Origin of the sequence: Abyssibacter profundi, assembly GCF_003151135.1 — a bacterium.
Taxonomy (GTDB): domain Bacteria; phylum Pseudomonadota; class Gammaproteobacteria; order Nevskiales; family OUC007; genus Abyssibacter; species Abyssibacter profundi.
The window spans coordinates 261342-283972 of the sequence record NZ_QEQK01000005.1 but is presented as its reverse complement, the minus strand read 5'-3'; the positions used below and the strand labels follow the sequence as shown (position 1 = coordinate 283972).

At 63.1% G+C, this 22631-nt stretch carries 21 protein-coding genes; 10 read left to right on the top strand and 11 right to left on the bottom strand.

All coding sequences use genetic code 11. The annotated features are described in order from the left end of the window. The first annotated feature begins 12 nt into the window (after window positions 1–12). Both DEH80_RS07110 and DEH80_RS07105 read left to right on the top strand, forming a co-directional pair. Window positions 13–804 carry an ion transporter gene (locus tag DEH80_RS07110; RefSeq protein WP_109719778.1) on the top strand — a complete coding sequence of 264 codons (792 nt, stop codon included), beginning with the start codon at window positions 13–15 and terminating at the stop codon, window positions 802–804. Then, on the top strand, window positions 801–1814 hold the full coding sequence (locus DEH80_RS07105; RefSeq protein WP_109719777.1) for a hypothetical protein: 1014 nt from the start codon (window positions 801–803) through the stop codon (window positions 1812–1814). Before DEH80_RS07110 ends, DEH80_RS07105 begins: the two co-directional genes overlap by 4 nt. A gap of 4 nt (window positions 1815–1818) precedes the next feature. Here the strand turns inward: DEH80_RS07105 and rimI are convergent, their stop codons facing one another. From rimI to ilvN, 7 genes are all read right to left on the bottom strand, one after another. Further along, complete coding sequence (rimI, locus tag DEH80_RS07100) at window positions 1819–2292, bottom strand: ribosomal protein S18-alanine N-acetyltransferase (protein ID WP_109719776.1); 474 nt, start codon at window positions 2290–2292, stop codon at window positions 1819–1821. Continuing rightward, complete coding sequence (locus DEH80_RS07095) at window positions 2289–3095, bottom strand: uracil-DNA glycosylase (RefSeq protein WP_207774514.1); 807 nt, start codon at window positions 3093–3095, stop codon at window positions 2289–2291. The genes rimI and DEH80_RS07095 overlap by 4 nt, the downstream gene beginning before the upstream one ends. A 10-nt stretch (window positions 3096–3105) precedes the next feature. After that, a complete protein-coding gene (gene leuA / locus DEH80_RS07090; protein ID WP_438938288.1) occupies window positions 3106–4848 on the bottom strand; it encodes a 2-isopropylmalate synthase in 1743 nt (580 codons plus the stop codon). Window positions 4849–5148: 300 nt separating this feature from the next. Beyond that, window positions 5149–5934: a CDP-alcohol phosphatidyltransferase family protein gene (locus DEH80_RS07085; RefSeq protein ID WP_109719775.1), complete on the bottom strand. Its 786-nt coding sequence runs from the start codon at window positions 5932–5934 to the stop codon at window positions 5149–5151. After that, complete coding sequence (locus DEH80_RS07080) at window positions 5931–6566, bottom strand: phosphatidylserine decarboxylase (protein WP_109719774.1); 636 nt, start codon at window positions 6564–6566, stop codon at window positions 5931–5933. The genes DEH80_RS07085 and DEH80_RS07080 overlap by 4 nt, the downstream gene beginning before the upstream one ends. 51 nt (window positions 6567–6617) lie before the next feature. Then, window positions 6618–7631, bottom strand: coding sequence for a ketol-acid reductoisomerase (gene ilvC, locus DEH80_RS07075; RefSeq protein WP_207774529.1), 1014 nt, complete (start codon window positions 7629–7631; stop codon window positions 6618–6620). Between the two features lie 41 nt (window positions 7632–7672). Further along, entirely contained in the window at window positions 7673–8179 is a 507-nt protein-coding gene (ilvN, locus tag DEH80_RS07070) for an acetolactate synthase small subunit (RefSeq protein WP_109719772.1), read from the bottom strand. A gap of 156 nt (window positions 8180–8335) precedes the next feature. Here ilvN and ilvB point away from each other — a divergent pair, with 156 nt between their 5' ends. Continuing rightward, complete coding sequence (gene ilvB, locus DEH80_RS07065; RefSeq protein ID WP_243412766.1) at window positions 8336–10153, top strand: biosynthetic-type acetolactate synthase large subunit; 1818 nt, start codon at window positions 8336–8338, stop codon at window positions 10151–10153. A gap of 19 nt (window positions 10154–10172) precedes the next feature. Continuing rightward, entirely contained in the window at window positions 10173–11579 is a 1407-nt protein-coding gene (locus DEH80_RS07060) for a penicillin-binding protein activator (RefSeq protein WP_165831342.1), read from the top strand. Window positions 11580–11632: 53 nt separating this feature from the next. On the opposite strand, the gene DEH80_RS07055 is transcribed toward DEH80_RS07060, so the two are convergent. Beyond that, complete coding sequence (locus DEH80_RS07055) at window positions 11633–11884, bottom strand: ComEA family DNA-binding protein (protein WP_109719769.1); 252 nt, start codon at window positions 11882–11884, stop codon at window positions 11633–11635. A 227-nt stretch (window positions 11885–12111) separates the two neighbouring features. On the opposite strand from DEH80_RS07055, the gene pilB reads away from it, so the two are divergent. The 6 genes from pilB (at window position 12112) to DEH80_RS07025 (ending at window position 17676) form a co-directional block, all read left to right on the top strand. Continuing rightward, window positions 12112–13839 (top strand): type IV-A pilus assembly ATPase PilB, encoded by a 1728-nt coding sequence (gene pilB / locus DEH80_RS07050; RefSeq protein ID WP_243412765.1) that lies wholly within the window; start codon window positions 12112–12114, stop codon window positions 13837–13839. 20 nt (window positions 13840–13859) lie between these two features. Continuing rightward, window positions 13860–15077, top strand: coding sequence for a type II secretion system F family protein (locus tag DEH80_RS07045; RefSeq protein ID WP_109719768.1), 1218 nt, complete (start codon window positions 13860–13862; stop codon window positions 15075–15077). A 37-nt stretch (window positions 15078–15114) separates the two neighbouring features. Beyond that, window positions 15115–15984, top strand: coding sequence for a prepilin peptidase (locus DEH80_RS07040; RefSeq protein ID WP_279323116.1), 870 nt, complete (start codon window positions 15115–15117; stop codon window positions 15982–15984). Then, entirely contained in the window at window positions 15981–16601 is a 621-nt protein-coding gene (gene coaE, locus DEH80_RS07035) for a dephospho-CoA kinase (RefSeq protein ID WP_109719766.1), read from the top strand. The genes DEH80_RS07040 and coaE overlap by 4 nt, the downstream gene beginning before the upstream one ends. 62 nt (window positions 16602–16663) lie before the next feature. After that, a complete protein-coding gene (gene zapD, locus DEH80_RS07030; protein ID WP_109719765.1) occupies window positions 16664–17452 on the top strand; it encodes a cell division protein ZapD in 789 nt (262 codons plus the stop codon). A 32-nt stretch (window positions 17453–17484) separates the two neighbouring features. Then, complete coding sequence (locus DEH80_RS07025) at window positions 17485–17676, top strand: DNA gyrase inhibitor YacG (RefSeq protein ID WP_109719764.1); 192 nt, start codon at window positions 17485–17487, stop codon at window positions 17674–17676. On the opposite strand, the gene DEH80_RS07020 is transcribed toward DEH80_RS07025, so the two are convergent. The 3 genes from DEH80_RS07020 to secA are packed head-to-tail and all read right to left on the bottom strand — an operon-like array spanning window position 17673 to window position 22613. Further along, window positions 17673–18605, bottom strand: coding sequence for a Nudix family hydrolase (locus DEH80_RS07020; protein WP_109719763.1), 933 nt, complete (start codon window positions 18603–18605; stop codon window positions 17673–17675). The two genes, DEH80_RS07025 and DEH80_RS07020, sit on opposite strands and share 4 nt — an antisense overlap. Further along, window positions 18605–19822: a bifunctional glutamate N-acetyltransferase/amino-acid acetyltransferase ArgJ gene (gene argJ, locus DEH80_RS07015; protein WP_109719762.1), complete on the bottom strand. Its 1218-nt coding sequence runs from the start codon at window positions 19820–19822 to the stop codon at window positions 18605–18607. Before argJ ends, DEH80_RS07020 begins: the two co-directional genes overlap by 1 nt. 4 nt (window positions 19823–19826) lie before the next feature. Further along, the gene (secA, locus tag DEH80_RS07010; protein WP_109719761.1) at window positions 19827–22613 is read right to left on the bottom strand and encodes a preprotein translocase subunit SecA; all 2787 of its coding nucleotides are present in this window, start codon (window positions 22611–22613) and stop codon (window positions 19827–19829) included. Between the last annotated feature and the right edge of the window lie 18 nt (window positions 22614–22631).

Here is a 22631-nt window from a genome sequence, read left to right as displayed (position 1 = left end):
ATTGCAGACGACATGGTGATTGCCGAATCCAGAGACCCGGAACACCGCATCCGCTTAATCGACTGGCTGATGCTGCTGCTGGCCGTCGTTTCAATCGGCCTGCTGGCCTATGAAACCTGGTGGGTGACCGACGAGGACATCCGCGCCATGATCATTGCGGCCGACGTGACGATCTGCGCAATCTTCGCCGCCGAGTTCATCTGGCGGTGGCGTTCCTTTGGCTTCAGCCGGCGCTTCGTGCTGGTCAACTGGTACGAAATTCTCGGCATGATTCCGGTCTCGCATCCGGCAATTCGGGGCTTCCGGCTATTCCGCATCATTCGCATCCTGATCGTGCTGTCACGCTTCGGCATGGCCGCAGACCGGGCATTCGGCGAGACCTTCACCCATAACCTGCTGAACCGGCTGCGTCAGTGGGTGGTCAATCTCATTGGCGGCGCCGTCACCATCTACGTGCTCGACGAGGTGGCCGACGTGCTGCACAAGGGCACCTACACGCGCAATGTGGCTCGGGCGTTGGAGCAGCACACCGACGAAATCGAAAGCGCCGTGCGTGAAACCGTCTACGCCGACCCGAATCTGGGACGACTCAAACGGCTACCGTTTTTCGATGCCATCGTCTCGACCAGCACGCAGGTCACGCAGCGCGTCATTATCGAGTTCCTGCAAAACGAGCGCACCGATCGGCTGGTGGCCGACATTCTGCATGAGAACATCGAGCAGATTCGCCTGTCTGTGCGAGCCCGCGAAGACCAACGGTCCCTGGCCCGCCGCAAGCCGCGAGACGACGCGCCAACACCATGAAATTCGCGGCGCTGGCCGGGCTGCCAATCGTCCTGGCTATCGCGGTGTGGTGGTTGGTCGCAGCCACGACACCCACCCGCCCGGCTGACCCGAGCCAGCAGCCCGATCCATTCGCGTCGTCCGGCCCTGAGGCTGTCGATGACCCACCGCTGGCAGCTGGTGCTAAGCCGACGTCATCCCGCATTCGCCCGACCGGGCCCGACAATCGAGCAACTCAAGCCGCCCCTCCCCGGCGCACTGACTGGCCGTTGGCGCAGCAGTTCACAGCCAGCCGGGATCTTTACCAGCTGGCCGAGACGATTCGGACACAGGCCATTGAAGGCGATGCGGAAGCCATGTGGACATTGGGCCGGATCTACGACAGCTGTGAGCTGTTGGCGGTGAAATATGGCTCCGGCCATCAGCCAGGTGAGGCTCGGCGCAGCCTGGAGACCGTGATCTCGGCCATGCCGCCGAACTCGGCCGTCTACCATCGACGCCAGTTCGAGCGTTGCCAGGGCTTTGTCCAGACGCCCGAGGCGCTGGAGAACGCCGAGATCTGGCAGACGCTCGCGGCCGAAGCCGGCCACCCGGCGGCCCGAATGAAAAGCTGGCTGGACCGGCGTATGGATGCCGACATCGGCGCACCCAGCCGCGCGCAGGTCATCGCCTTGGTGCAATCCGGTCACCCGGACGCCCTGGCCACAGCCCCGCGCCTGCTGGCCCTGCAAACGCCAGAGCCGCCCCAGGTTAACGAGGCGATCAGCGAACTGGCATGGACCCTGGCGGCCTGTTCGCTGGGGATGGATTGCTCGCCCATGGGCGAATCCACGCAGATTCGTTGCATCTGGGCCAACTGCGGACCGGAAGATCACCTGCCGGACGTGATCCGGGCCGAGGCCGATCCATACATCTATCAGCAAGCCATCAGCTACGCCGAGCGTCTGGAAGCGCATCTGAACACGGGCACACTCGGCACGGCGGAGTGGGTGGAGCTGCAAGCCCTACCGAATCAGGGCGAGCCGAACTGACGCCCTAGACGGCGGGCTCCCAGGCCAGCATGATGGCATCCTCGCGTCCCTGATCCGCCGGGTAGTAGTTGGGCCGGCGCCCGATCTCGTCAAATCCGAAACCGGCGTAAAGCGCCAACGCGGCTGCATTGGTCGGTCGGACTTCCAGGAATACGATGCGCAGATCGGCCGCTCGCGCGATATCTAACAAGTGCGCAACCAGCTGCCGGCCGCAACCACCTCGCTGAACCACGGGGTCCACGCAGATATTGAGGATGTGGCCCTCACCGGCCGCCATCGACATCAAGGCATAGCCGTCGATGCGATCGCTGGCCGACTGGGCAACCCAGCTGCTGTACCCCACGCGCAGACAGTCATCGAAGATGCCGGCGGTCCAGGGAAACCGGTAAGCCGCCTGATCGATGGCGGCCACGCGCGGAACATCCGCGGGGCGCATCGGCCGGATGGTCCAGCTCAACGCGCTGGCGACGGCATTCATGTCGATGCGGTCAGCTGCGCGCGTATGCGCTTGAGATCCTCCCAGCCTTTGCGCTTTTCCAGCGGCTGGCGGAGGTAGTACGCCGGGTGGTAGGTCACGATCACGGGCGTCTGCGTTGCCGCATGCACATGTGCGCCCTGGCGCATCCGGCCGACCGGAGCATCCTCACCCAGCAAACCCGCCGCTGCGACCTGGCCCAGCGCCACGATCAGCTTGGGCTGCACCAGCCGGATCTGGGCCTCCAGAAAATCGCGACAGGCTCCGGCTTCCGCGGCATGCGGCTTGCGATTACCGGGCGGCCGGCACTTGACGACATTGGCGATGTAAACCGTCGACTGCCGGGATTGCCCTATCGCCGCCAGCATCTGATCCAGCAGCTGGCCCGCGGCACCCACAAAGGGCTCTCCGCGCAAATCCTCCTGCTCGCCAGGCCCTTCACCCACGAGCATGAGTTCGGCCTGGCGTTGCCCGACACCAAACACGGCCTGCGTCCGTGTTTCGTGCAGCGCGCAGGCAGTGCAGCTCGCCACCTGCGCGGCCAGCCCCTCCCAGTCTTCGGCCACGGGTTCGCGCTCGACCGGCGTAGCAGCCACCGGGGGCGGCGGGCGTGAAACGACGGCCGAAGCCGTCGCCTCAGGGGGCGGCACCGGCGACGCGGCCTCCGGCTCCGGCCCGGCCGATGCCACCGGCACGGCGCGCTCCAGGTCCGGCTCGACCGTTTCGCGGTGGTCGCCGGAGGCATCACGACGCACCCACTCGGTCAGACCGAGCAGGGCCAGGTAATCAGACCGGTTCCGGGTCAAGACAGACGCCTCAGGCTGCGCTGCGATCAGCTCGCTGGGCCGCCAGCGCCCGGTTAATACCGGAGATGATGGCCGACAGCGACGCCGTGACGATGTTGCCGTTCATCCCGACTCCGAACAGGGTACGTCCAGCCCCCAGCTTGAGCTCGATATAGGTGGCCGCACGGGCGTCAGCCCCGCCACCAATGGCGTGTTCGTGGTAATCGACCACGGTCACGGGTTCGCCGAGTTCCTCAGACAAGGCCGACACGAAAGCCTCGATGGGCCCGCGTCCCTGGGCGGAAAGTGTTCTGGTCTGGCCATTCACATCGACCTGCACCTTGAGATCAACATGTCCCGAGGCCGAGTCCTCGACCAGCTGATGGGCGCGGTACCGGTAGTCACCGGTTTCGCCCAGGTACTCGTCGTTAAAGATGTTCCACAGTTCTGCCGCCGTAATCTCCCGTCCGGTGGCATCCGTCACCGACTGCACCACACCGCTGAACTCGATCTGCAGCCGACGCGGCAAATCCAGCCCGTGCTCGCGCTCGAGCAGGTAGGCCACGCCGCCCTTGCCGGACTGCGAGTTCACCCGGATCACGGCTTCATAGGAGCGACCGACATCCATCGGATCGATGGGCAGGTAGGGCATCTCCCAGATGGCGCCTTCCTCGCGGGCGGCAAACGCCTTCTTGATCGCATCCTGGTGCGAGCCCGAGAACGAGGTGTACACCAACTCGCCCACATAGGGATGCCGTGGGTGGACGGGCAGCTGGTTGCAATACTCGACCCGACTACGAATCGCATCGATGTCGGAGAAATCCAGCCCCGGATGGATACCATCGGTGTACAGGTTCAGCGCCAGATTGACGATATCCACATTCCCGGTGCGCTCGCCATTGCCAAACAAACAGCCTTCCACGCGCTCGATTCCGGCCAGCATCGCAAACTCGGCAGCAGCCGTGCCGGTGCCGCGATCGTTATGGGGATGGACGGACAGAATCACCGAATCGCGATGCTGCAGATGTCGCCCCGTCCACTCGATCATGTCGGCGAAGACGTTGGGCATGGACCGCTCGACAGTGGACGGCAGGTTGATGATGCAGCGATTGTCTGGCGTGCTGCCCAAGGCCTCGACCACGGCATCGATGATATCCCGTGAAAAATCCAGCTCGGTGCCCGAGTACATCTCCGGTGAATACTGGAAGGTCCAGTCGGTCGCGGGGCGGGCGTCGGCCAGTTCACGAATCATGCGGGCATGCGTAACCGCCAGCTCGATGACCTCCTCGCGCTCCATCTTGAAGACCACGCGACGCATCACGGGCGCGGTGGCGTTGTAGAAATGCACGATGGCACGAGGCGCGCCTTCCAGCGCCTCGAAGCTGCGACGAATCAACGGCTCGCGCGCCTGGGTCAGCACCTGGATGGTGACGTCTTCAGGAATGCGATCCTGCTCGATCAAATCGCGGACAAAGTCGAAATCGGTCTGTGACGCCGAGGGAAAACCCACTTCGATCTGCTTGAATCCCACCGCAACCAGCAACTCGAACATCTCGAGCTTGCGCTCGCGATCCATCGGTTCAATCAGGGCCTGGTTCCCATCGCGCAGGTCGACACTGCACCAGATGGGCGGTGCGGTGAGCACTTGATCGGGCCAGGTCCGATCGGTCAAACCAACCGGGTCGAATCGACGGTATTTGCTTGAGGGGTCTTGGATCATCGCCATGATGGCCTCCTGACGTTCGGAGCGTCGCGTCGCGACGGCGTACTGCATGATGCGCTGGCCACGGGCTCAGGTCTATTGACCATTCATGGGGTGGCGCGCGAGAGACTGGAGTTCGGCGAATATGCGGTCGCCGTCCGCGGATCGATTAGCTGCCCGAAGGCAGAAGTCGATGCCCAGCCGAAAGCAGCGCCAGGGCCTTGCGGCCGGCGCGATGCGCATCAAACGTCAGGATGCTTGGCTTCATGGTCATGGACTATAGCGTCAGTCTCACAATGTTCAAGCCAACCGGCGGAGTATCCGCCGTGCTCACTACGTCAACGGCGGATCTGGGTCGGACTTGAGCTCTGGCTACGTTGCCAGACGCTTGCGACGCCGGCGGGCCAGCGTGATGACCGGTCCGGACACCGCATAGGTCAGAAACACGGCGAAGGCGACCTTGGGCGGATCAAAGGACACCAGCACGAACAGCCCGACGACAGCGACGATATAAATGAACGGGACGCGCTCTTTGAGGTTCAGATCCTTGAAGCTGTAGAAGCGCACGTTACTAATCATCAACAGGGCCGCCATGATCGTCAGCACAAACCCGACGATGGCCACCAGCGGCGACTCGCCGGACACATCCATGGCCGCGCACACCCAGACGAATCCAGCGGTGACGCCGGCCGCGGACGGACTGGGCAGACCGAAGAAATACCCCTTGCCACCGGTGAGATGTGTGGAGACATTGAAACGCGCCAGCCGAAGTGCGGCGCAGGCGGTGTAGACAAACGCCCCCAACCAGGCCAGCTTGCCACCGTAGGGAATCGTCCCTTCGAGGGCATGCAGGGTATAGATGTAGATCACTACACCCGAGGCCAGGCCAAAGGTGACCATGTCCGACAACGAGTCATATTCCTTGCCGAAGTCGGTCTGGGTGTTGGTCAGGCGCGCGACACGGCCATCCAGGGTGTCTGCAATCATGGCGGCAAAAATCGCCATGGCCGCTGGAACAAACTCGCCGCGCAAAGAGGCGATGATCGCGTAGAACCCCCCGAACAGCGTGGCCGTCGTGAACAAATTGGGTAGCAGGTAAATACCTCGGCGACGTTGCCGGTCCGGTGTGTCTACGCTGCCGTCGTCTGCTTCGTTCATGTCGTCTCCGTCGCCGTGCTCTTGCGGACCAGTGTGGCCAGCACGTCCTGCCCGGCCTGGACTCGCTGCCCCGGGCCGACCTTGATCCGGGCCGACTCGTCGACGTAAACATCGATATGCCGTGCCAAGCGTCTCAGCCCACATCGCCGACCGTGGCCGACGCGCTCGCCCACCGACACCATGCAGGGTCGCTGGCCTAGGAGTCCACCCCGCCCGGCGGCGATCAATACGTCGTCGCCCTCGTCCGACTGAATCCAGGACACATGCTCGCTCGGGTCTCCCTCAGGACTGCGGGCCTCCCGGAGCTTGCCTTCGATGGGCGCACGCAGGCAGTAGGCTCCCAGCGCTGCCGTCCGCACGCGAATACGGACGGCGTTTCGGTCCAGATAGTCGTCATGCACCAGCTCGACCGATGCCACCCGACCATCGACCGGAGCCACAACCGCCAGCGGGCTGGAACAAAGCGTGCGCTCCGAATCGTAGAAGTAGCCCAGGCCGAACAGGCAGGCCATCGAAAGCGTGGCCCCGATGACCCAGTGCTGCTCGTGCACGGCCAGCCAGACACACAGCACCAGGCCGGCCACGACCAGCCAGCCTTCATGAGGGATATGGAGAAACGTGCGAACGCGCATGGCGGGATCGACGAGCCGCCGGCGGGCCAGGCCCGCCGGCGTCCGGTCGGTCTAGTTCTTCGTCTTGTCGACCAACTGGTTGGCCGCGATCCACGGCATCATGCCACGCAGCTTGGCGCCCACGGCTTCGATCGGGTGCTCGGCGCTGTGGCGCGCGGTGGCCTTGAGTACGGTGCTGCCGGTACGCGTTTCGTTAATGAACTCGCGCGCGAACTCGCCCTTCTGAATCTCGGTGAGGATCTTGCGCATCTCCGCCTTGGTTTCATCGGTGATGACACGCGGGCCGCGCGTGATGTCACCGTATTCAGCGGTGTTCGAAATCGAGTAGCGCATGTTGGCAATGCCACCCTCATACATCAGGTCGACAATCAGCTTGAGCTCATGGAGGCACTCGAAATAGGCCATTTCCGGCTCGTAGCCGGCTTCAACCAACGTCTCGAACCCAGCCTGAACCAGTGCGGAGGCACCCCCGCACAGCACCGCCTGCTCGCCGAACAGGTCGGTCTCGGTTTCCTCACGGAATGTCGTTTCGATGATGCCGGAGCGACCGCCGCCAATCGCTGATGCATAGGCCAACGCCACGTCCTTGGCCGTGCCGGTGGCATCCTGCTGGATGCAGATCAGACAGGGCACGCCACCGCCGTTGCTGTAATGCGAGCGCACGGTGTGACCGGGGCCCTTGGGGGCAATCATGATGACGTCCAGGTCGGCACGGGGCTCGATCAGGCCGAAGTGGATGTTGAACCCGTGCGCAAACGCCAGGGCGGCGCCCTCCTTGATCCGGTCCACCACGGACTCGTACAGCGCCTGCTGATGCTCATCGGGCACGAGCAGCATGATCACATCGGCGCCGTCCACGGCGTCGCCGGGTGCCTTAACCGTCAGGCCGGCGGCCTCCGCCTTCTTCCAAGACCCGGAGCCTTCTCGCAGGCCCACGGTGACGGAAACGCCACTGTCATGCAGATTCAACGCATGGGCATGGCCCTGGGAGCCATAACCGAGAATCGCCACCTGCTTGCCCTGGATGAGGGATAGGTCAGCGTCCTTGTCGTAGTAGACGTTCAATGCCACGGGGTTTCTCCGGTCTGTGTCGAAAGAGAGGGCGGCTAGGCGGTATGCCGTAGCGCCAGAATCTGATCGCCGCTGGCGATGGCGGCCACGCCGCTACGCACGACTTCGTGAATTTCGACGAATTCACGCAATTCGCGCAGGAAGTCATCAACTTCGATGCCGGTTCCGGTCATTTCGATGACACGGAGCCCGTCAGCCTGATCGACGACTTCAGCGTGATAACGCTCCAGCAACTCGGTCATGCGGTCCTTGGATGTCACCACGAAACGCACTTTGACCAGCAGTAATTCACGCTCAACATGGCCGCGACGCGTCAATTCGACCCGGTCCACGACATCGATGAGCTTGGAGATCTGCTTGTTGATCTGATTGATGACCTGGTCTGTCCCCGTGGTGACCAGTGTCAACCGGGACACGGCGGGGTCATCGGTCGGGGCAACCGACAACGATTCGATGTTGTAGCCACGTGACGAGAACAGCCCGGCCACGCGAGCCAGCGCGCCTGATTCGTTCTGCAGCAAGATCGAGATGATGTGTCGCAACGCCCGGCCCGGGTTTTAAAGAGTCGCGCACGGTAATCAGGCCGCCCCCGAAAATCAAGCGAATTCGGGCGGAAAATGCTGCACCGCAACCCGGCCTCCGATAAACTGAGCTGTTCCACCCCACACAGCTTGTGACTTCTGATGACGAGCGCGCCCGTGAACCCAGCCGACTCTGCCCTGCGACGTGAACCGGAGACCCTGTCGGGTGCCGAGATCATCGTCCGCGTCCTGGCTGAGCAGGGGGTCGACGTCATCTTTGGTTACTCCGGTGGTGCGATTCTACCCACCTACGACGCGGTCTTTCGTTACAACGCCGACCACGCCGACGCGATGCCGCTGATCGTACCGGCCAACGAGCAGGGCGCCGGATTCATGGCTGCGGGCTATGCGCGCGCCTCGGGTCGGGTGGGTGTGGCGATGGTCACGTCCGGACCGGGCGCCACCAACTGTGTCACCCCGGTCCGCGACTGCATGGCCGACTCCATCCCCATCGTGGTGATCTGTGGTCAGGTTCCGACCGGCGCCATCGGGACCGATGGGTTTCAGGAAGCCCCGGTGACCAACATCATGGGCAACTGCGCCAAGCATGTGTTCCTGGTCACCGAACCCGAGCGCCTGGAAGCCACCGTGCGATCCGCGTTCGAGATTGCCCGGACCGGACGTCCCGGCCCGGTGGTCATCGACGTGCCCAAGGATGTGCAGAACTGGACAGGCCCGTACCGCGGCGCCGGCGAGCTTCCCATCCCTGGTTATCGGCAGCGCCTGCGCGCCGTGGAGACAGCCCAGTTGTCCGAACGACGTTGCGAGGATTTCTTCGCCCTGCTCAACCAGGCCGAACGACCGCTGATCTACGCGGGTGGGGGGGTGATTTCCAGCGAGGCCAGCCAGGCCATGCGGGCATTCGCAGATGCCTACGGGATCCCTGTGGTCACGACCCTGATGGGCCTGGGCAGCTACGACACCACCCAGCCGAGGTCGCTGCACATGCTCGGCATGCACGGCACGGCCTACGCCAACTATGCCGTCGACGACTGTGATTTTCTGATCACGCTGGGCGCACGCTTCGATGATCGCGTGGCGGGCGTGCCCGACCGCTTTGCGCCCAAGGCCAAGCACATCGCGCACTTCGATATCGACGCATCGGAGATCGGCAAGGTCAAACCGGTGCACTGGCATCATGTCGGTCGCCTGGCGCCAGCACTCGAAGCATTGCTGGGCTTCGGCCAGAACCGGCAGCTGCAAACCGACTTCTCGGCCTGGCACAGCCACATCGCCGAACTGAAGTCGACCTACGCCATGAATTACGACCGCGAGAGCGAGTTGATTCAGCCCTATGCTGTCCTGGAAGCCATTAACAGGCTGACCGGAGGCGAGGCGGTCATCGCGACCGGCGTCGGCCAGCATCAGATGTGGGCAGCCCAGTATTTTGATTTCCGCGAACCACGGCTCTGGCTGACATCGGGCTCCATGGGCACCATGGGCTTCGGCCTGCCCGCGGCGATTGGCGCACAGTTCGCGCAGCCCGGCAAAATCGTCATCGACATCGACGGCGACGCCAGCATCCGCATGAACCTGGGCGAATTGGAAACCGTCACGACCTACAACCTGCCGGTCAAGGTCGTGGTGTTGAACAACTACGGCGACGGCATGGTCAAGCAGTGGCAGCGGCTGTTCTTTAAAGGTCGCTTCGCCTTCTCCGACAAATCGCTGCACAAGAAGGATTTCGTCAAGGCCGCCGAGGCCGACGGATTCCCCTGGGCGAAACGCCTGGACCAGACCGCGGATATCGACGCTGTCGTGAAGGATTTCGTTGAGTTCGACGGCCCTGCGTTTCTTGAGGTCATCATCGATCCGGAAGCCGGTGTCTATCCGATGGTCGGCCCGGGCATGAGCTATGCGCAGATGATCACCGGTGACCACATTCCGTCTCGTCATGCACCGTCGGAGCAGGCCGATCAGTCGGAGATGTTCTAGTCATTCCAGCCGGCAGCGCGTGGCGCTCCGGCTGCTCTGCCTTGCACTCGTCGCGCTGCCGCCAGCTCTCGGCGCCCAGTCTGACTACGCCGCACAGCGCCTGGCCAGTGCCGGCACCCTGGAGGATCGCGGTCAGTTCACGGCCGCGATTGTCGAGCGCCTGTGGGCCCACCCGGCCCTGAGCCGCTTGGAGCATCGCGACCATAACGCGCACCAGATCTGGCGCCTGCTGCAACGTCTGCCATCAACAGCGCTCGCCCGGCCGCCGCAGGCCACACCGTGGACTGCCGAGGGCTGGTGGGCACTCGCGCGGACGCATCGCCAAGCCGCCGGTTCGAACTGGGACCTTGCCGAGGCGCTGCGGCAATGGGAGCGGCAATACCCGGATCATCCGGCGCGTGCATCCATTCTGCGAACGCTCCAGGTCGACCTGCCCCTGCACCGACCGACGCACCCCCGCGCCCACAGCTATGCCCCGCGGCCGCAGCGCATCGCCGTTGTCGCCCCGACCAGCGGCGCGCTGGGCGGGGCCGGCCAAGCGCTGGTCGATGGTTTGCTCGATGCGTCGCGCGCCTACCCGGATATCAGCCTGCGAGTCTTCGACAGTGGCCCGTCCGGCGGCATGGCCACTTACCAGGCCGCCGCTGGCTACCGCCCTGACCTGATTATCGGCCCACTGGATAAATCCGCCGTCGAGCGTCTGGCGCAGCAAAGTGGCCTGTCGGTACTCACGCTGGCGCTGAACTACGGGCCGCGTAGCGCTTGGGGGGCGGCGAATCTTTGGCAGTTCGGGCTGGCCCCAGAGGACGACGCGGCTGCAGCCGCCGAACAGGCCATTGCCCGCGGCATGCGCAGGGCCGCCGTTTTGTTTGCCGATGATGACTGGGGGCGACGCGTGGGTCTCGGCTTTCTCGACCGATTCGAGGCACTGGGCGGCCACATCGTGCGTCAAACGCGGTTCTGGCCTGGAGGCGCCGATCTCCAAGACGCGGTCCGGCACTTGCTGCAACCCGACACCCACAGACCGCTGTGGCAGGACACGCGGCCGGATCGTCTGCAAGGGTCTCGGCAAATCGATTTGCTCTTTCTGGCGGCAAAATCGCGCGATGCGCGGCTGATCGTGCCGCTACTCAGATTTCATCATGCGGTGGACCTGCCAATTTACGCACCCGATGCCGCCTTGGGAGGGCGCAGCAACACCGAAGCCGAGCGTGACCTCGATGGGGTACTGCTTTGTGGACCGCGCGGCAGCGGAACCGGCGATGGTGCATTTCCCCAGTTCTACGCCCTGGGACACGATGCCTTCACGCTGGCGAGCCAACTCGGCTCGCTGGCCGGCGGTCAATCCATCGACGGGCAGACCGGCCAATTATCCGAGGATGTAGGCGGGCGTATTGCACGGCGCGCCGATTGCAACAGGCTGTAGCCCCGCGGCCCAGCACAACAGCGGGGAGCCGAAACGGCTCCCCGCAAAACCCGCTATTTCAGCAAAATGTTCTCGGCGTTCTTGGCATAGGTCTTGTCGCCCACGCCGCGGACGGCCTTGAGTTCTTCGGCAGACTTGAACACCCCATGTTCCTCGCGATACGCCACGATGCGTTCTGCCGTGACAGGCCCCACGCCATCCAGCTCCGACGCCAGGGTCTTGGCATCCGCCGTATTGATATTGACCGGCCCGGCGAAGCCGACGACCGAATAGAACAAACCGAGCAAGACAATCAATGCTTTCATTGTAGTTCTCCGTGTTTGATGTGAATTTGTGGGCTCTCAGCACCCACATCGTGTAAAACGCAGAGAAAACAACAATCAGGACAGCCACCCGCAACCGTTCGTCGGGCGCAGCCCGCTCTCTGCCCTGGTGCGCGCGGGCGTGACTAGGGCCTCGAAGCATTTGGTTCACCTGCATGCATGGACTACCATCCAGCAGGTTGAGAACGACTTAGCCGCAGGAGACCGTCGTGACAGCCGGAGATCAGACCGTTCAGGTGGGATACATCGGGGGATTGGCCCGCCGCCTGATCAATGAGGGGCTGTTGACCGATGCCGCCGCACGCGACGCCCAGGCCAAAGCGGCCAAGGAGCGTATGCCGCTGGTGCATTGGATTGTCTCGCATCAGCTGGCCTCTGCCGTCGATGTCGGCATGGCGGCAAGCCGGGAATTCGGGCTGTCGCTACTCGACCTCAACGCCATGAACATGGAGTACGCGCCCACAGGCGATGTCAGTGAAACGCTGATTCGCAAGCACCGCGCGCTGCCGCTGTACAAGCGAGGCAAAAAACTCTACGTCGCAACGTCCGACCCGACGAATCTTCAGGGTCTGGATGAAATCAAGTTCAACACCGGTCTGGCGACCGAGCCCGTGCTGGTAGAGGACGACAAGCTCGACCAGACCATCGAGACCGTCCTCAACGCCATCGAGGCGGCCTCGCTGGATGTTGGCGATGACGATCTTGAAAACCTCGACCTGAGCGATGGAGAAGACGAGGCCGACGACGACAACATCACCCGCGCCGATACCGAATCAGCCCCGGTCGTCCGTTTCGTCAACAAAATCTTGCTCGATGCAATTAATCGGGGCGCCTCGRATATCCATTTCGAGCCCTACGAAAAGAAATACCGCATCCGCTATCGCCAGGACGGCATCCTGCAGGAGGCCGCCACGCCGCCCGTGCAGCTCGGCATGCGTCTGGCAGCACGACTCAAGGTCATGTCGCGGATGGACCTGGCCGAGCGACGCATCCCCCAGGACGGGCGCATCAAACTGAACCTGTCCAAGACCAAGGCCATCGATTTTCGCGTCAACACCTGCCCGACACTGTTCGGCGAAAAAATCGTGCTACGTATTCTCGATCCGTCCAGCGCGCAGCTGGGGATTGATGCCCTGGGCTACGAGCCGCACCAGAAGGACTTGTACCTCAAATACCTGAACAAGCCTTACGGCATGATTCTCGTCACGGGCCCGACGGGTAGTGGTAAAACGGTGTCGCTTTATACCGGCCTGAACATACTCAACACGGCGGATCGAAACATCTCGACGGCCGAGGACCCGGCAGAAATCAACCTGCCCGGCATCAACCAGGTCAATGTCAATCCAAAAGTCGGTCTGACCTTCGCCTCTGCCCTCAAGGCATTTCTGCGCCAAGATCCCGACGTGATCATGGTGGGTGAGATTCGAGACCTCGAAACCGCCGAAATCGCGATCAAGGCCGCGCAGACCGGTCACTTGGTCTTGTCGACACTGCACACCAACGATGCCCCGCAGACCCTGACCCGCATGCTCAACATGGGCGTGCCTGCCTACAACATTGCCTCGTCGGTTTCGTTGATCATTGCCCAGCGTCTGGCTCGCCGGCTCTGCAAGCAGTGCAAGCAGCCGGTGGAGATTCCCAAGGAGGAACTTCTCAAGGAAGGCTTCCGGGAGTCCGATCTCGACAAGCTGACGTTGTTCGATGCCAAGGGCTGTGATGCCTGTAGCGGGACCGGCTACAAGGGCCGTGTGGGCATTTATCAGGTCATGCCGGTCAATGAAGACATGGGCCGCGCAATCATGGAAGGCTCGAACGCCATGGAGCTGGCCCAGTTGGCCGAGCAGCAAGGCATTAATGACCTGCGACGCTCCGGCCTGGAGAAAGTCATGCAAGGCGTGACAAGCTTGGTCGAAGTCAACCGCGTCACCGTCGATTAGCAGCACGAGACAGCACATCCATGGCAAAAGCGGCAGTCAAGGAAGCCACCTTCCAGTGGCAGGGTACGAATCGCGATGGCGCCCGGGTCAAGGGCCAGATGGAGGCGCTAAGCGACGCCCTCGTCAAGGTCCAGCTGCGCAAGCAGGGCATCAACCCGATCAGCGTGCGCAAGAAAACCGAGCTGTTCGGCAAGCGCAAGAAGAAGATCGAATCCGGCGACATCGCCATCTTCTCCCGACAGATGGCGACGATGATGCAGGCCGGCGTGCCGCTGGTTCAGGCGCTGGATATTGTCGGCAAGGGACATGAAAACCCCGCCATGGGCGAAATGATCGGTGAGATCCGAACCGAGATCGAGGGGGGATCAACCTTTGCCGAATCCCTGGCCAAGCACCCGAAGTATTTCGACGATTTGTTCGTGAACCTGGTCGATGCCGGCGAGCGTTCCGGTGCCCTGGAAGCCCTGCTGGACAAGATCGCGACCTATAAAGAAAAGACCGAGGCCATCAAGAAGAAGGTCAAGAAAGCCCTGACCTATCCCGCCGCTGTGATTGTCGTGGCGTTCATCGTCACGGGCATTCTGCTGTACTTCGTGGTGCCGCAGTTTGAGGACCTGTTCGTCGGCTTTGGAGCCGACTTGCCGGCCTTCACCAAAATGATCATCAGCCTGTCCCAGTTCGTACAGACCAAATGGTGGATGGTGCTGGGCATTCTGATTGCCATCGGCGTCACCCACGTCCAATGCCATCGGCGGTTCCGCGGATATCGCCGCGCGCAGGACCGGATCATGCTGCGCCTGCCGGTGGTCGGCGACATCCTCAACAAGTCGGCCGTGGCGCGCTTCGCCCGGACACTATCGACCATGTTTGCCGCCGGTGTGCCACTGGTCGACGCGCTGGATTCCGTTGCAAGGGCTGCCGGGAACATCGTCTACGAAGAAGCCGTGCTGCAGATGAAAGACCAAGTATCGACCGGCCAGCAGCTTCAGGTGACCATGGCCCAGGTCGCACTATTCCCGAGCATGGCCGTTCAGATGATTGCGATCGGGGAAGAATCGGGTGCACTCGATTCCATGTGCGCAAAAGTGGCGGACTTCTACGAGGAAGAGGTCGACAACCTGGTCGACAACCTGTCCAGCCTGCTTGAGCCGCTGATCATGGCGGTGCTCGGCGTGCTGGTCGGTGGTCTGGTCGTCGCCATGTATCTCCCGATCTTCAAGCTCGGGTCGGTGGTCTGAACAACGCTCAACCCCGGCTCCGCCAACGGACACCCCTGTGATCGAATTGCTCCAATCCTCACCGGCGTTGTGGATGACGACGGTCGGGGTACTCAGCCTGCTGGTTGGCAGCTTTCTCAATGTGGTCATTCATCGGCTACCGCAGATGATGCAGGCCGGCTGGCGACAGGAGTGTCACCTGCTGTTGGAGTTACCTGAAGCCCCTGCGCCGTCGGTGTCGCTGCTACGCCCCGGTTCGCATTGTCCGGGTTGTCAGCGTCCCATCGCGTGGTACGACAACATCCCGGTGGTTAGCTACCTGCTGCTGCGTGGACGCTGTCGGGGCTGCGATCAGTCGATTAGCCTGCGTTATCCCTTGGTGGAACTGCTCACCGCCGTGCTCAGCGTACTCGTGGCCTGGCAGTTGGGCTTCGGGCTCATGGGCGGTGCGGCCATTGCGCTGACCTGGGGCCTGGTGGCGCTATCCGGCATCGACCTGGATCACCAGCTCCTGCCGGACAGCCTGACGCTGCCCGCGCTGTGGGCCGGCCTGCTGCTGAGCGTGTTTGGTGGCTGGGTTTCACCTGCCGATGCCATCATCGGCGCGGCAGCGGGCTATTTGTCACTGTGGCTGGTGTTTCATGCGTTTCGACTGCTCACCGGCAAGGAAGGCATGGGGCATGGCGACTTCAAGTTGCTGGCCGTGTTCGGCGCCTGGCTGGGTTGGGACAGCCTGCCGCTGATTATTCTGCTGTCGTCCGTCGTGGGCGCGGTGCTGGGTGGCGTGCTGATGGCCTCCGGTGCATTGCGTCGCGATCAGCCCATGCCGTTCGGTCCGTTTATCGCCGCTGCTGGCTGGATTGCGATGCTGTGGGGCGATGCGATCTGGCAATCCTATCTGTCCTTCGCCGGCCTGCAGACAGGATGACTTGGACGGTCGGGCTGACGGGGGGGATTGCCAGCGGCAAGACAGCCGTTGCGGATCTGCTCATCGCCTCGGGGGTCCCCGTACTGGACGCCGACCAGGCTGCACGGGATGTGGTCGAGCCCGGCACCCCTGCGCTGGACGCGATCATCAAGCACTTCGGCCAGGATATTCTGACCGCAGAGGGCGCACTGGACCGTGCGGCATTACGGACCCGGGTGTTCCATCAACCCGCCGACCGAAAGGTACTGGAATCCATCGTGCACCCGGCCGTCCGCACCGCAATGAACGACTGGCGCGCTCGCCAGAGCGCGGCGTACTGTGTGCTGGCGATTCCGTTATTGGTGGAGTCCGGGCTGCAAGCCATGGTGGACCGGGTGCTGCTGGTCGACACGCCGCCTGCGCTGCAGCGTCAGCGGCTCATGCAGCGAGACGATATCGACGGTCCGTTGGCGGATCGGATGATCCAGGCTCAGGCCAATCGCGATACGCGCCTGGCAGTCGCGGATGACGTCATCGACAACTCGGGCCCTTATGAGGCGCTAGCGCCACAGGTCCACGCCCTGCATCAACGCTATCTAGAGCTGGCCGGTGGCAAGCCCATGACGGCGCCGCAATAAATGCCTGAGCAAGCCTTCACGATCTCGTTACAATGCCGGTTCAACGCAGGGCGTTTGCTTGGATGACAGGTCAGGAACCGACGAACAATACGATCTGGTTCGAACAGCCACTCAATGAACGGGTGCGGACCTACTTGCGTCTGGAGTTCCTGTTCAAACGCCTACGCCATCACCGGGGCGACGCCAGTTACTGGGGGCGACGGGCTGCGGTTGGCGCTCTGCTTGATATTTTCCTGCTGCTCGGCCGCAGCGACCTCAAGGGTGACATCACCAAGGAGTTGGGGGAGCAGCACGCGCACCTCCGACGACTCGAGGCGCGACCCGGCGTGAATGACGACCGCTTGACGGATGTCTTGCAGAAAATCGACCACGCGATTCATTCCATTCAGGGCCTGTCGACTCAGTTTGCTGGGGCGGCGCTGCGAAATAACGATTTTCTCGTCAGCATTGCCAACCGCATTGCCATTCCCGGGGGGACCACCGGGTTCGACCTACCGAACTTTGAGCTTTGGCTACGACGTCCGCTGGAAGAGTCCGCGCGTGATCTCGATGCCTGGTGTGCCGATATCGGCGCCTTTGAACGCGCCATCGACCTCGATCTCGACTTGATCCGTGGCAGCGCTGTGCCGCGCACCGTCATCGCCCAGGACGGCATTCACGTTCAGTCGCTGGACGGCCCGCGGCAGATGCTGCGTATTGGCGTCGCAGCGCAACAACGGGTCCACCCCGAAATCAGCGCCGGCAAGCATCGATTTACCGTGCGCTTCATGGAAACACGCGAAACCAGCAGCCGAAGCCATCAGGTCCGCGAGAACATCGAGTTCCAGCTCGCCTGCTGTGGCATTGGCTAGGCGTCCGCCCCGAAAATCGTACAACCGTCACCATGCCCGAACCCGCTCGTCTCGTTCGCTGCCCTCACTGCGGCCAGCTGGCCAAGGCCACGCCCGAAAACCCATGGCGTCCGTTTTGCGGCCGTCGCTGCAAGCTCATCGACCTCGGAGCCTGGCTAGACGAGGACCATCGTATTCCCGGCCCCCCTGGGGACCCGGACAACGCGCCCTCTGACGAGTCCTAGGCCGAACGCGGCCAGAACCCACGAATGCCGGCGACAGCAAAGCAGCCGGCCCGGCGAGCCACCGACAGATCACGCGGTGTCAGTCCACCGATCGCATAGCAGGGCAGCCCGGCACCATCCGCTAACCGGCGCAGTTCCGACCAGCCGGCAGGCAACCGGTCGGGATGGGTGGCCGTGCGCCGAGCAGAGCCGATCACCAGTGTTTGCGCGCCCCATTGAGCCGCTTGCTGAGATGTCTTCTGGTCATGGCAAGACACGACGCAGCCACCGGCCCAGGCAGGTGCCTGGCTGCCGGCGCTCTCCAGGGCATGGCCTGGCAAGTGCAAGATCAATCGCTCGGCTGCGGCCGCCGCTGCCCAATCGATTTCCGTTCGGTCGACGGCAAGCCGCTGCACCCCGCTATCCAGCAGCCGAAGAACAAGATCGCGATATGCCGTATCGCTTAGCCGAGGCAAGCGCAACCGAGTCAGCACGGCCGAAGTGGCCAGCTGCTGTCGAATCGACAGCAGGTCGTTTGCCGACCAGTGATCAGGGGTGAAGGCGTAGCACGCGGGCCATTGCAGGGCAGCCACCAGAGGTTGATCAGCTGCAAGCAGGCCCGCCGTCGACAAGGCCTCCACCGGACACCAACGCGTCGCCTGCCCTTCCCGACCTGACGGTTCTTGTTTCCATCGATTCACCAGCCAGGTGTCGAGCAGCACAGTACGGTCAGGATATTGATGCACCAGCCGCATCAACGGTTGGTGATCAAGCACCTCCACGCCCAGCTCTTCGGCCAGTTCCCGACGTAGCGCCTGAGTCACCGTTTCGCCCGGCTCGAGCTTGCCACCGGGAAACTCCCATTGGCCGGCCCCCGGCTTACCCGCAAGGCGCTGACTGATCAACACCTCGGACCCGCGCCGCAGCACGCCAACCGCGATATGCAGCATCAGGACCGGTATTCGGCGTTAATCCTGACGTACTCGTGCCCAAGATCGCAGGTCCAGATCACGGCCTGCGCAGACCCACGCCCAAGGTCGATACGGACCGTAAAGGCGTCTCGCTGCATCGCTTCGGAGGCCCGTGATTCGGCATAACCGGCCGCGGGCTCCCCACCTTCCAGCACGCGCTCCTCGTCGATCCAGAGGCCGATCTGATCAATGCGCAGCCCCTCCAGGCCACTGCGTCCGACAGCGGCCAGCACACGCCCCCAGTTGGGATCGCTGGCAAACCAGGCCGTTTTGACCAGAGGAGAGTGGGCGACGGTCATGGCGACCTTGCGTGCTTCATCCACCGAGCGGCCCCCTTCGACCCGTACCGTCACGAACTTGCTCGCGCCCTCGCCGTCTCGGACCATGGACTGGGCGAGATGCTGACACACCTCGATGATCGCATCGCGGCACAGGCGGTACGCTGCGGAGCCAATTTCAATCTGCGCGCCCGGGCCGGTTGCGGCCAGCGCACAGGCATCGTTGGTCGACGTATCGCCGTCCACCGTAATGCAGTGAAAACTGGCGTCCACGGCGCGGGACAGAATCTGCTCGACGGCGGCCTGGGACAGGGGGGCGTCGGTGGCAACAAACGCCAGCATCGTCGCCATATCAGGGCGGATCATCCCGGCGCCCTTGCCGATTCCCGTGACCGTGAAATGACGACCGTCCGGCAGCGAAACCGTGCGGCTCAGCCCCTTGGGCAACGAATCCGTGGTCATGATGGCCCGCGCGGTCGGCAGCCAGGCATCGGCCTGTAACTGCTGGACGGCGGCAGGAATGGCTGCGGTGATGCGATCTCCGGGGAGCAGCTCACCGATCACGCCGGTGGAAAACGGCCAGATGTCTTCGACGGTACAACCCAGGGCGCTGGCGACGGCCTGACAACTATCGCGGGCTGCCCGCACACCCGCCTCGCCGGTTCCGGCGTTGGCGTTGCCACTATTGATCAGCCAGGCGCGTGCTCGGCCGGTTCGGCCACGGTGTTCCCGACAAAGCCGAACGGGTGCAGCCGCGAAGACATTATTGGTCAGCGCCACCGCGGCCCGCGCCCCCGGGGCCAGTTCGATCAGCGCCAGGTCATCTCGATCGCGATAGCGGATGCCCGCCTCGACGGCTGCGAGCCGAACGCCCGGAACGGGCAGGAGGGTCTGGGGTGCCGACAGACCGACGGCCATGGGATCAGGCGACCCGGCCGTGGCATTGCTTGTATTTCTTGCCCGATCCGCAGGGGCAAGGCTCGTTACGACCGACTTTGCGTTCCGTGCGCTCAACGGTTGCAGGACGCGGCGGCGGCGCTGCCGGGCGCCCCGCCGGTCCGGCCTGAATGCGGCGCGCGCCAGCCGGCGCCTGCGCACCCGACTGAGGCGGCGCCTCTCCAGCGGCCAGCGCATTATCGGCCTCTGCATGGCTGGCCTGGCCGCGGGCCTGCAAGGCTTCCGCCTGGGCACGTCGCTGGGCCTCTACAGCCTCAACATCAGCCTCGGCCTGGACGCGGACCTTGGACAGGGTCGCTATCACTTCATGCTTTAAGCGGGCCAGCAAGTCGTTGAACAGCTGGAAGGCTTCTCGCTTGTATTCCTGCTTGGGATCCTTCTGGGCATAGGCCCGCAGATTAATCCCCTGGCGCAGGTAATCCATGGCCGCCAGGTGCTCCCGCCACAGGCGATCCAGCGTCTGCAGCATGACCGCTTTCTCGAAGTGCTGAATCACCTGCTCGCCGGCGCGCTGCTTTTTGTCGGCATAACTGGTCTCCAGCGCCTCCTGCACGCGACGGCGCAGCCCCACATCATCCAGGGAGCTGTCAGATTCCAGCCACTGCGCCACATCGGCATCCAGCCCGAATTCGGCACGCAGGGCCTCGGTCAGGCCCGGCACATCCCACATTTCTTCCGGCGAGCCCGGCGGCAGGTAGGCCTGAACCACACCGGCGACGACATCGGGACGGATGGTCTCGACCAGCGCCGAGATCTCCTCGGCTTCCATCAGGTCGTTGCGCTGGCCGTAAATCACCTTGCGCTGGTCATTCGCAACGTTGTCGTATTCCAGCAGGTGCTTACGAATATCGAAGTTGTGCGATTCGACCTTACGCTGGGCGGTCTCGATCGAGCGAGACACCCAGCGATGCTCGATGGCCTCGCCCTCTTCCATACCCAGCCGCTGCAGCATGGCGCGCATGCGTGGCGGGGTGAAGATCCGCATCAGCGTGTCTTCGAGTGACAGATAGAAGCGGGTGACACCGGGGTCGCCCTGACGCCCGGATCGCCCACGCAGCTGGTTGTCGATGCGACGGGACTCGTGGCGCTCCGAGCCGATGACATGCAGGCCGCCGGCCTCGATCACTGCATCGTGTCGCGCCTGCCAATCCTGGCGAATACGCGCCCGTGACTCGGCATCGTCCTCGGGTACAGCGGCCAGTTCGGCGTCCAGGCTCCCGCCCAATACGATATCGGTACCACGACCGGCCATGTTGGTCGCAATGGTGACCGCACCGGGCCGGCCCGCCTGCGCGATGATGTCCGCCTCGCGCTCATGCTGTTTGGCATTGAGCACCTCGTGCTCGACCTTGCGCTCGGTCAGCAGCTGATGCAGAAGCTCGGATGTCTCGATCGACGCGGTACCCACCAGCACCGGCGCACCCTTCTCCCGGGCCGCAACAATGTCGTCGACAATGGCGTTGAACTTCTCCCGCGCCGTCATGAAGACCAGGTCGCCCAGGTCCTGGCGCTGGGTCGGCTTGTTGGTCGGTATGACCACCACTTCCAGGCTATAGATCTGCTGGAACTCAAAGGCTTCGGTATCGGCCGTACCGGTCATGCCCGAGAGTTTGTCGTACAGACGGAAGTAGTTCTGGAAGGTAATGGATGCCAGCGTCTGATTCTCGCGCTGGATCGCCACCCCTTCCTTGGCCTCGATCGCCTGGTGCAGCCCGTCCGACCAGCGTCGTCCCGGCATAGTCCGCCCGGTGAACTCGTCAACAATGACGATATCGCCGCCGCGAACAATGTAATCGACGTCGCGCTTGAACAGATGATGTGCCCGCAGCGCTGCATTCAGGTGATGCATCAGCACGATGTTCTGCGCGTCGTAGAGACTCTCACCCTCGGCGAGCAGCCCTGCTTGGCTGAGCAACTGCTCGACGTGCTCGTGGCCGTCCTCGGTCAGATGGACCTGCTTGCCCTTCTCGTCGACGGAAAAATCACCCGGGCCGTCCTCTTCCTGCTGGGCAGCCAGACGGGGCACGATGGAATTGATCTTCTGATAGAGGCTTGGATCATCATCGGTCGGACCGGAGATGATCAGCGGCGTACGCGCCTCGTCGATCAGGATCGAATCGACCTCATCGACCACCGCGAAATGCAATCCACGCTGGACCTTGTCCTCGGCGGAGAAGGCCATGTTGTCGCGCAGATAGTCGAAGCCGAATTCGTTGTTGGTGCCGTAGGTAATGTCGGCGGCATAAGCAGCGCGCTTCTCATCCGGTGATTGCCCGGACAGCACAACCCCGACGCTCAGCCCCAGGAATCGGTACAAACGCCCCATCCACTCCGCATCGCGGCTGGCCAGGTAGTCATTGACCGTGATGAGATGTACGCCCTTGCCGGACAGGGCATTGGCGTAGGTGGCCAGCGTCGCTACCAGCGTCTTGCCTTCACCGGTACGCATTTCGGCAATCTTGCCGTCGTGCAGCACCGAGCCGCCGATGAGCTGGACATCGAAATGCCGCATACCCAGCGTGCGCTTTCCGGCTTCGCGGACGACTGCAAACACCTCGGCCAGCATGTCATCCAGCGACTCGCCCTTGTCGAGTCGCTCCCGGAATTCCTGGGTCTTGGCCTGAAGCGCCGCGTCGTCCAGCGCCTCCAGCGAGGGCTCGAGCGCGTTGACCTGGTCTGCAAACTTGCGCTTGCGATTCAAAACGCGCTGGTTCCGGCTACCGAACAGCCGGCTTAGAAAGGTATTCGCCATGAGCTCAGAATGGGGACT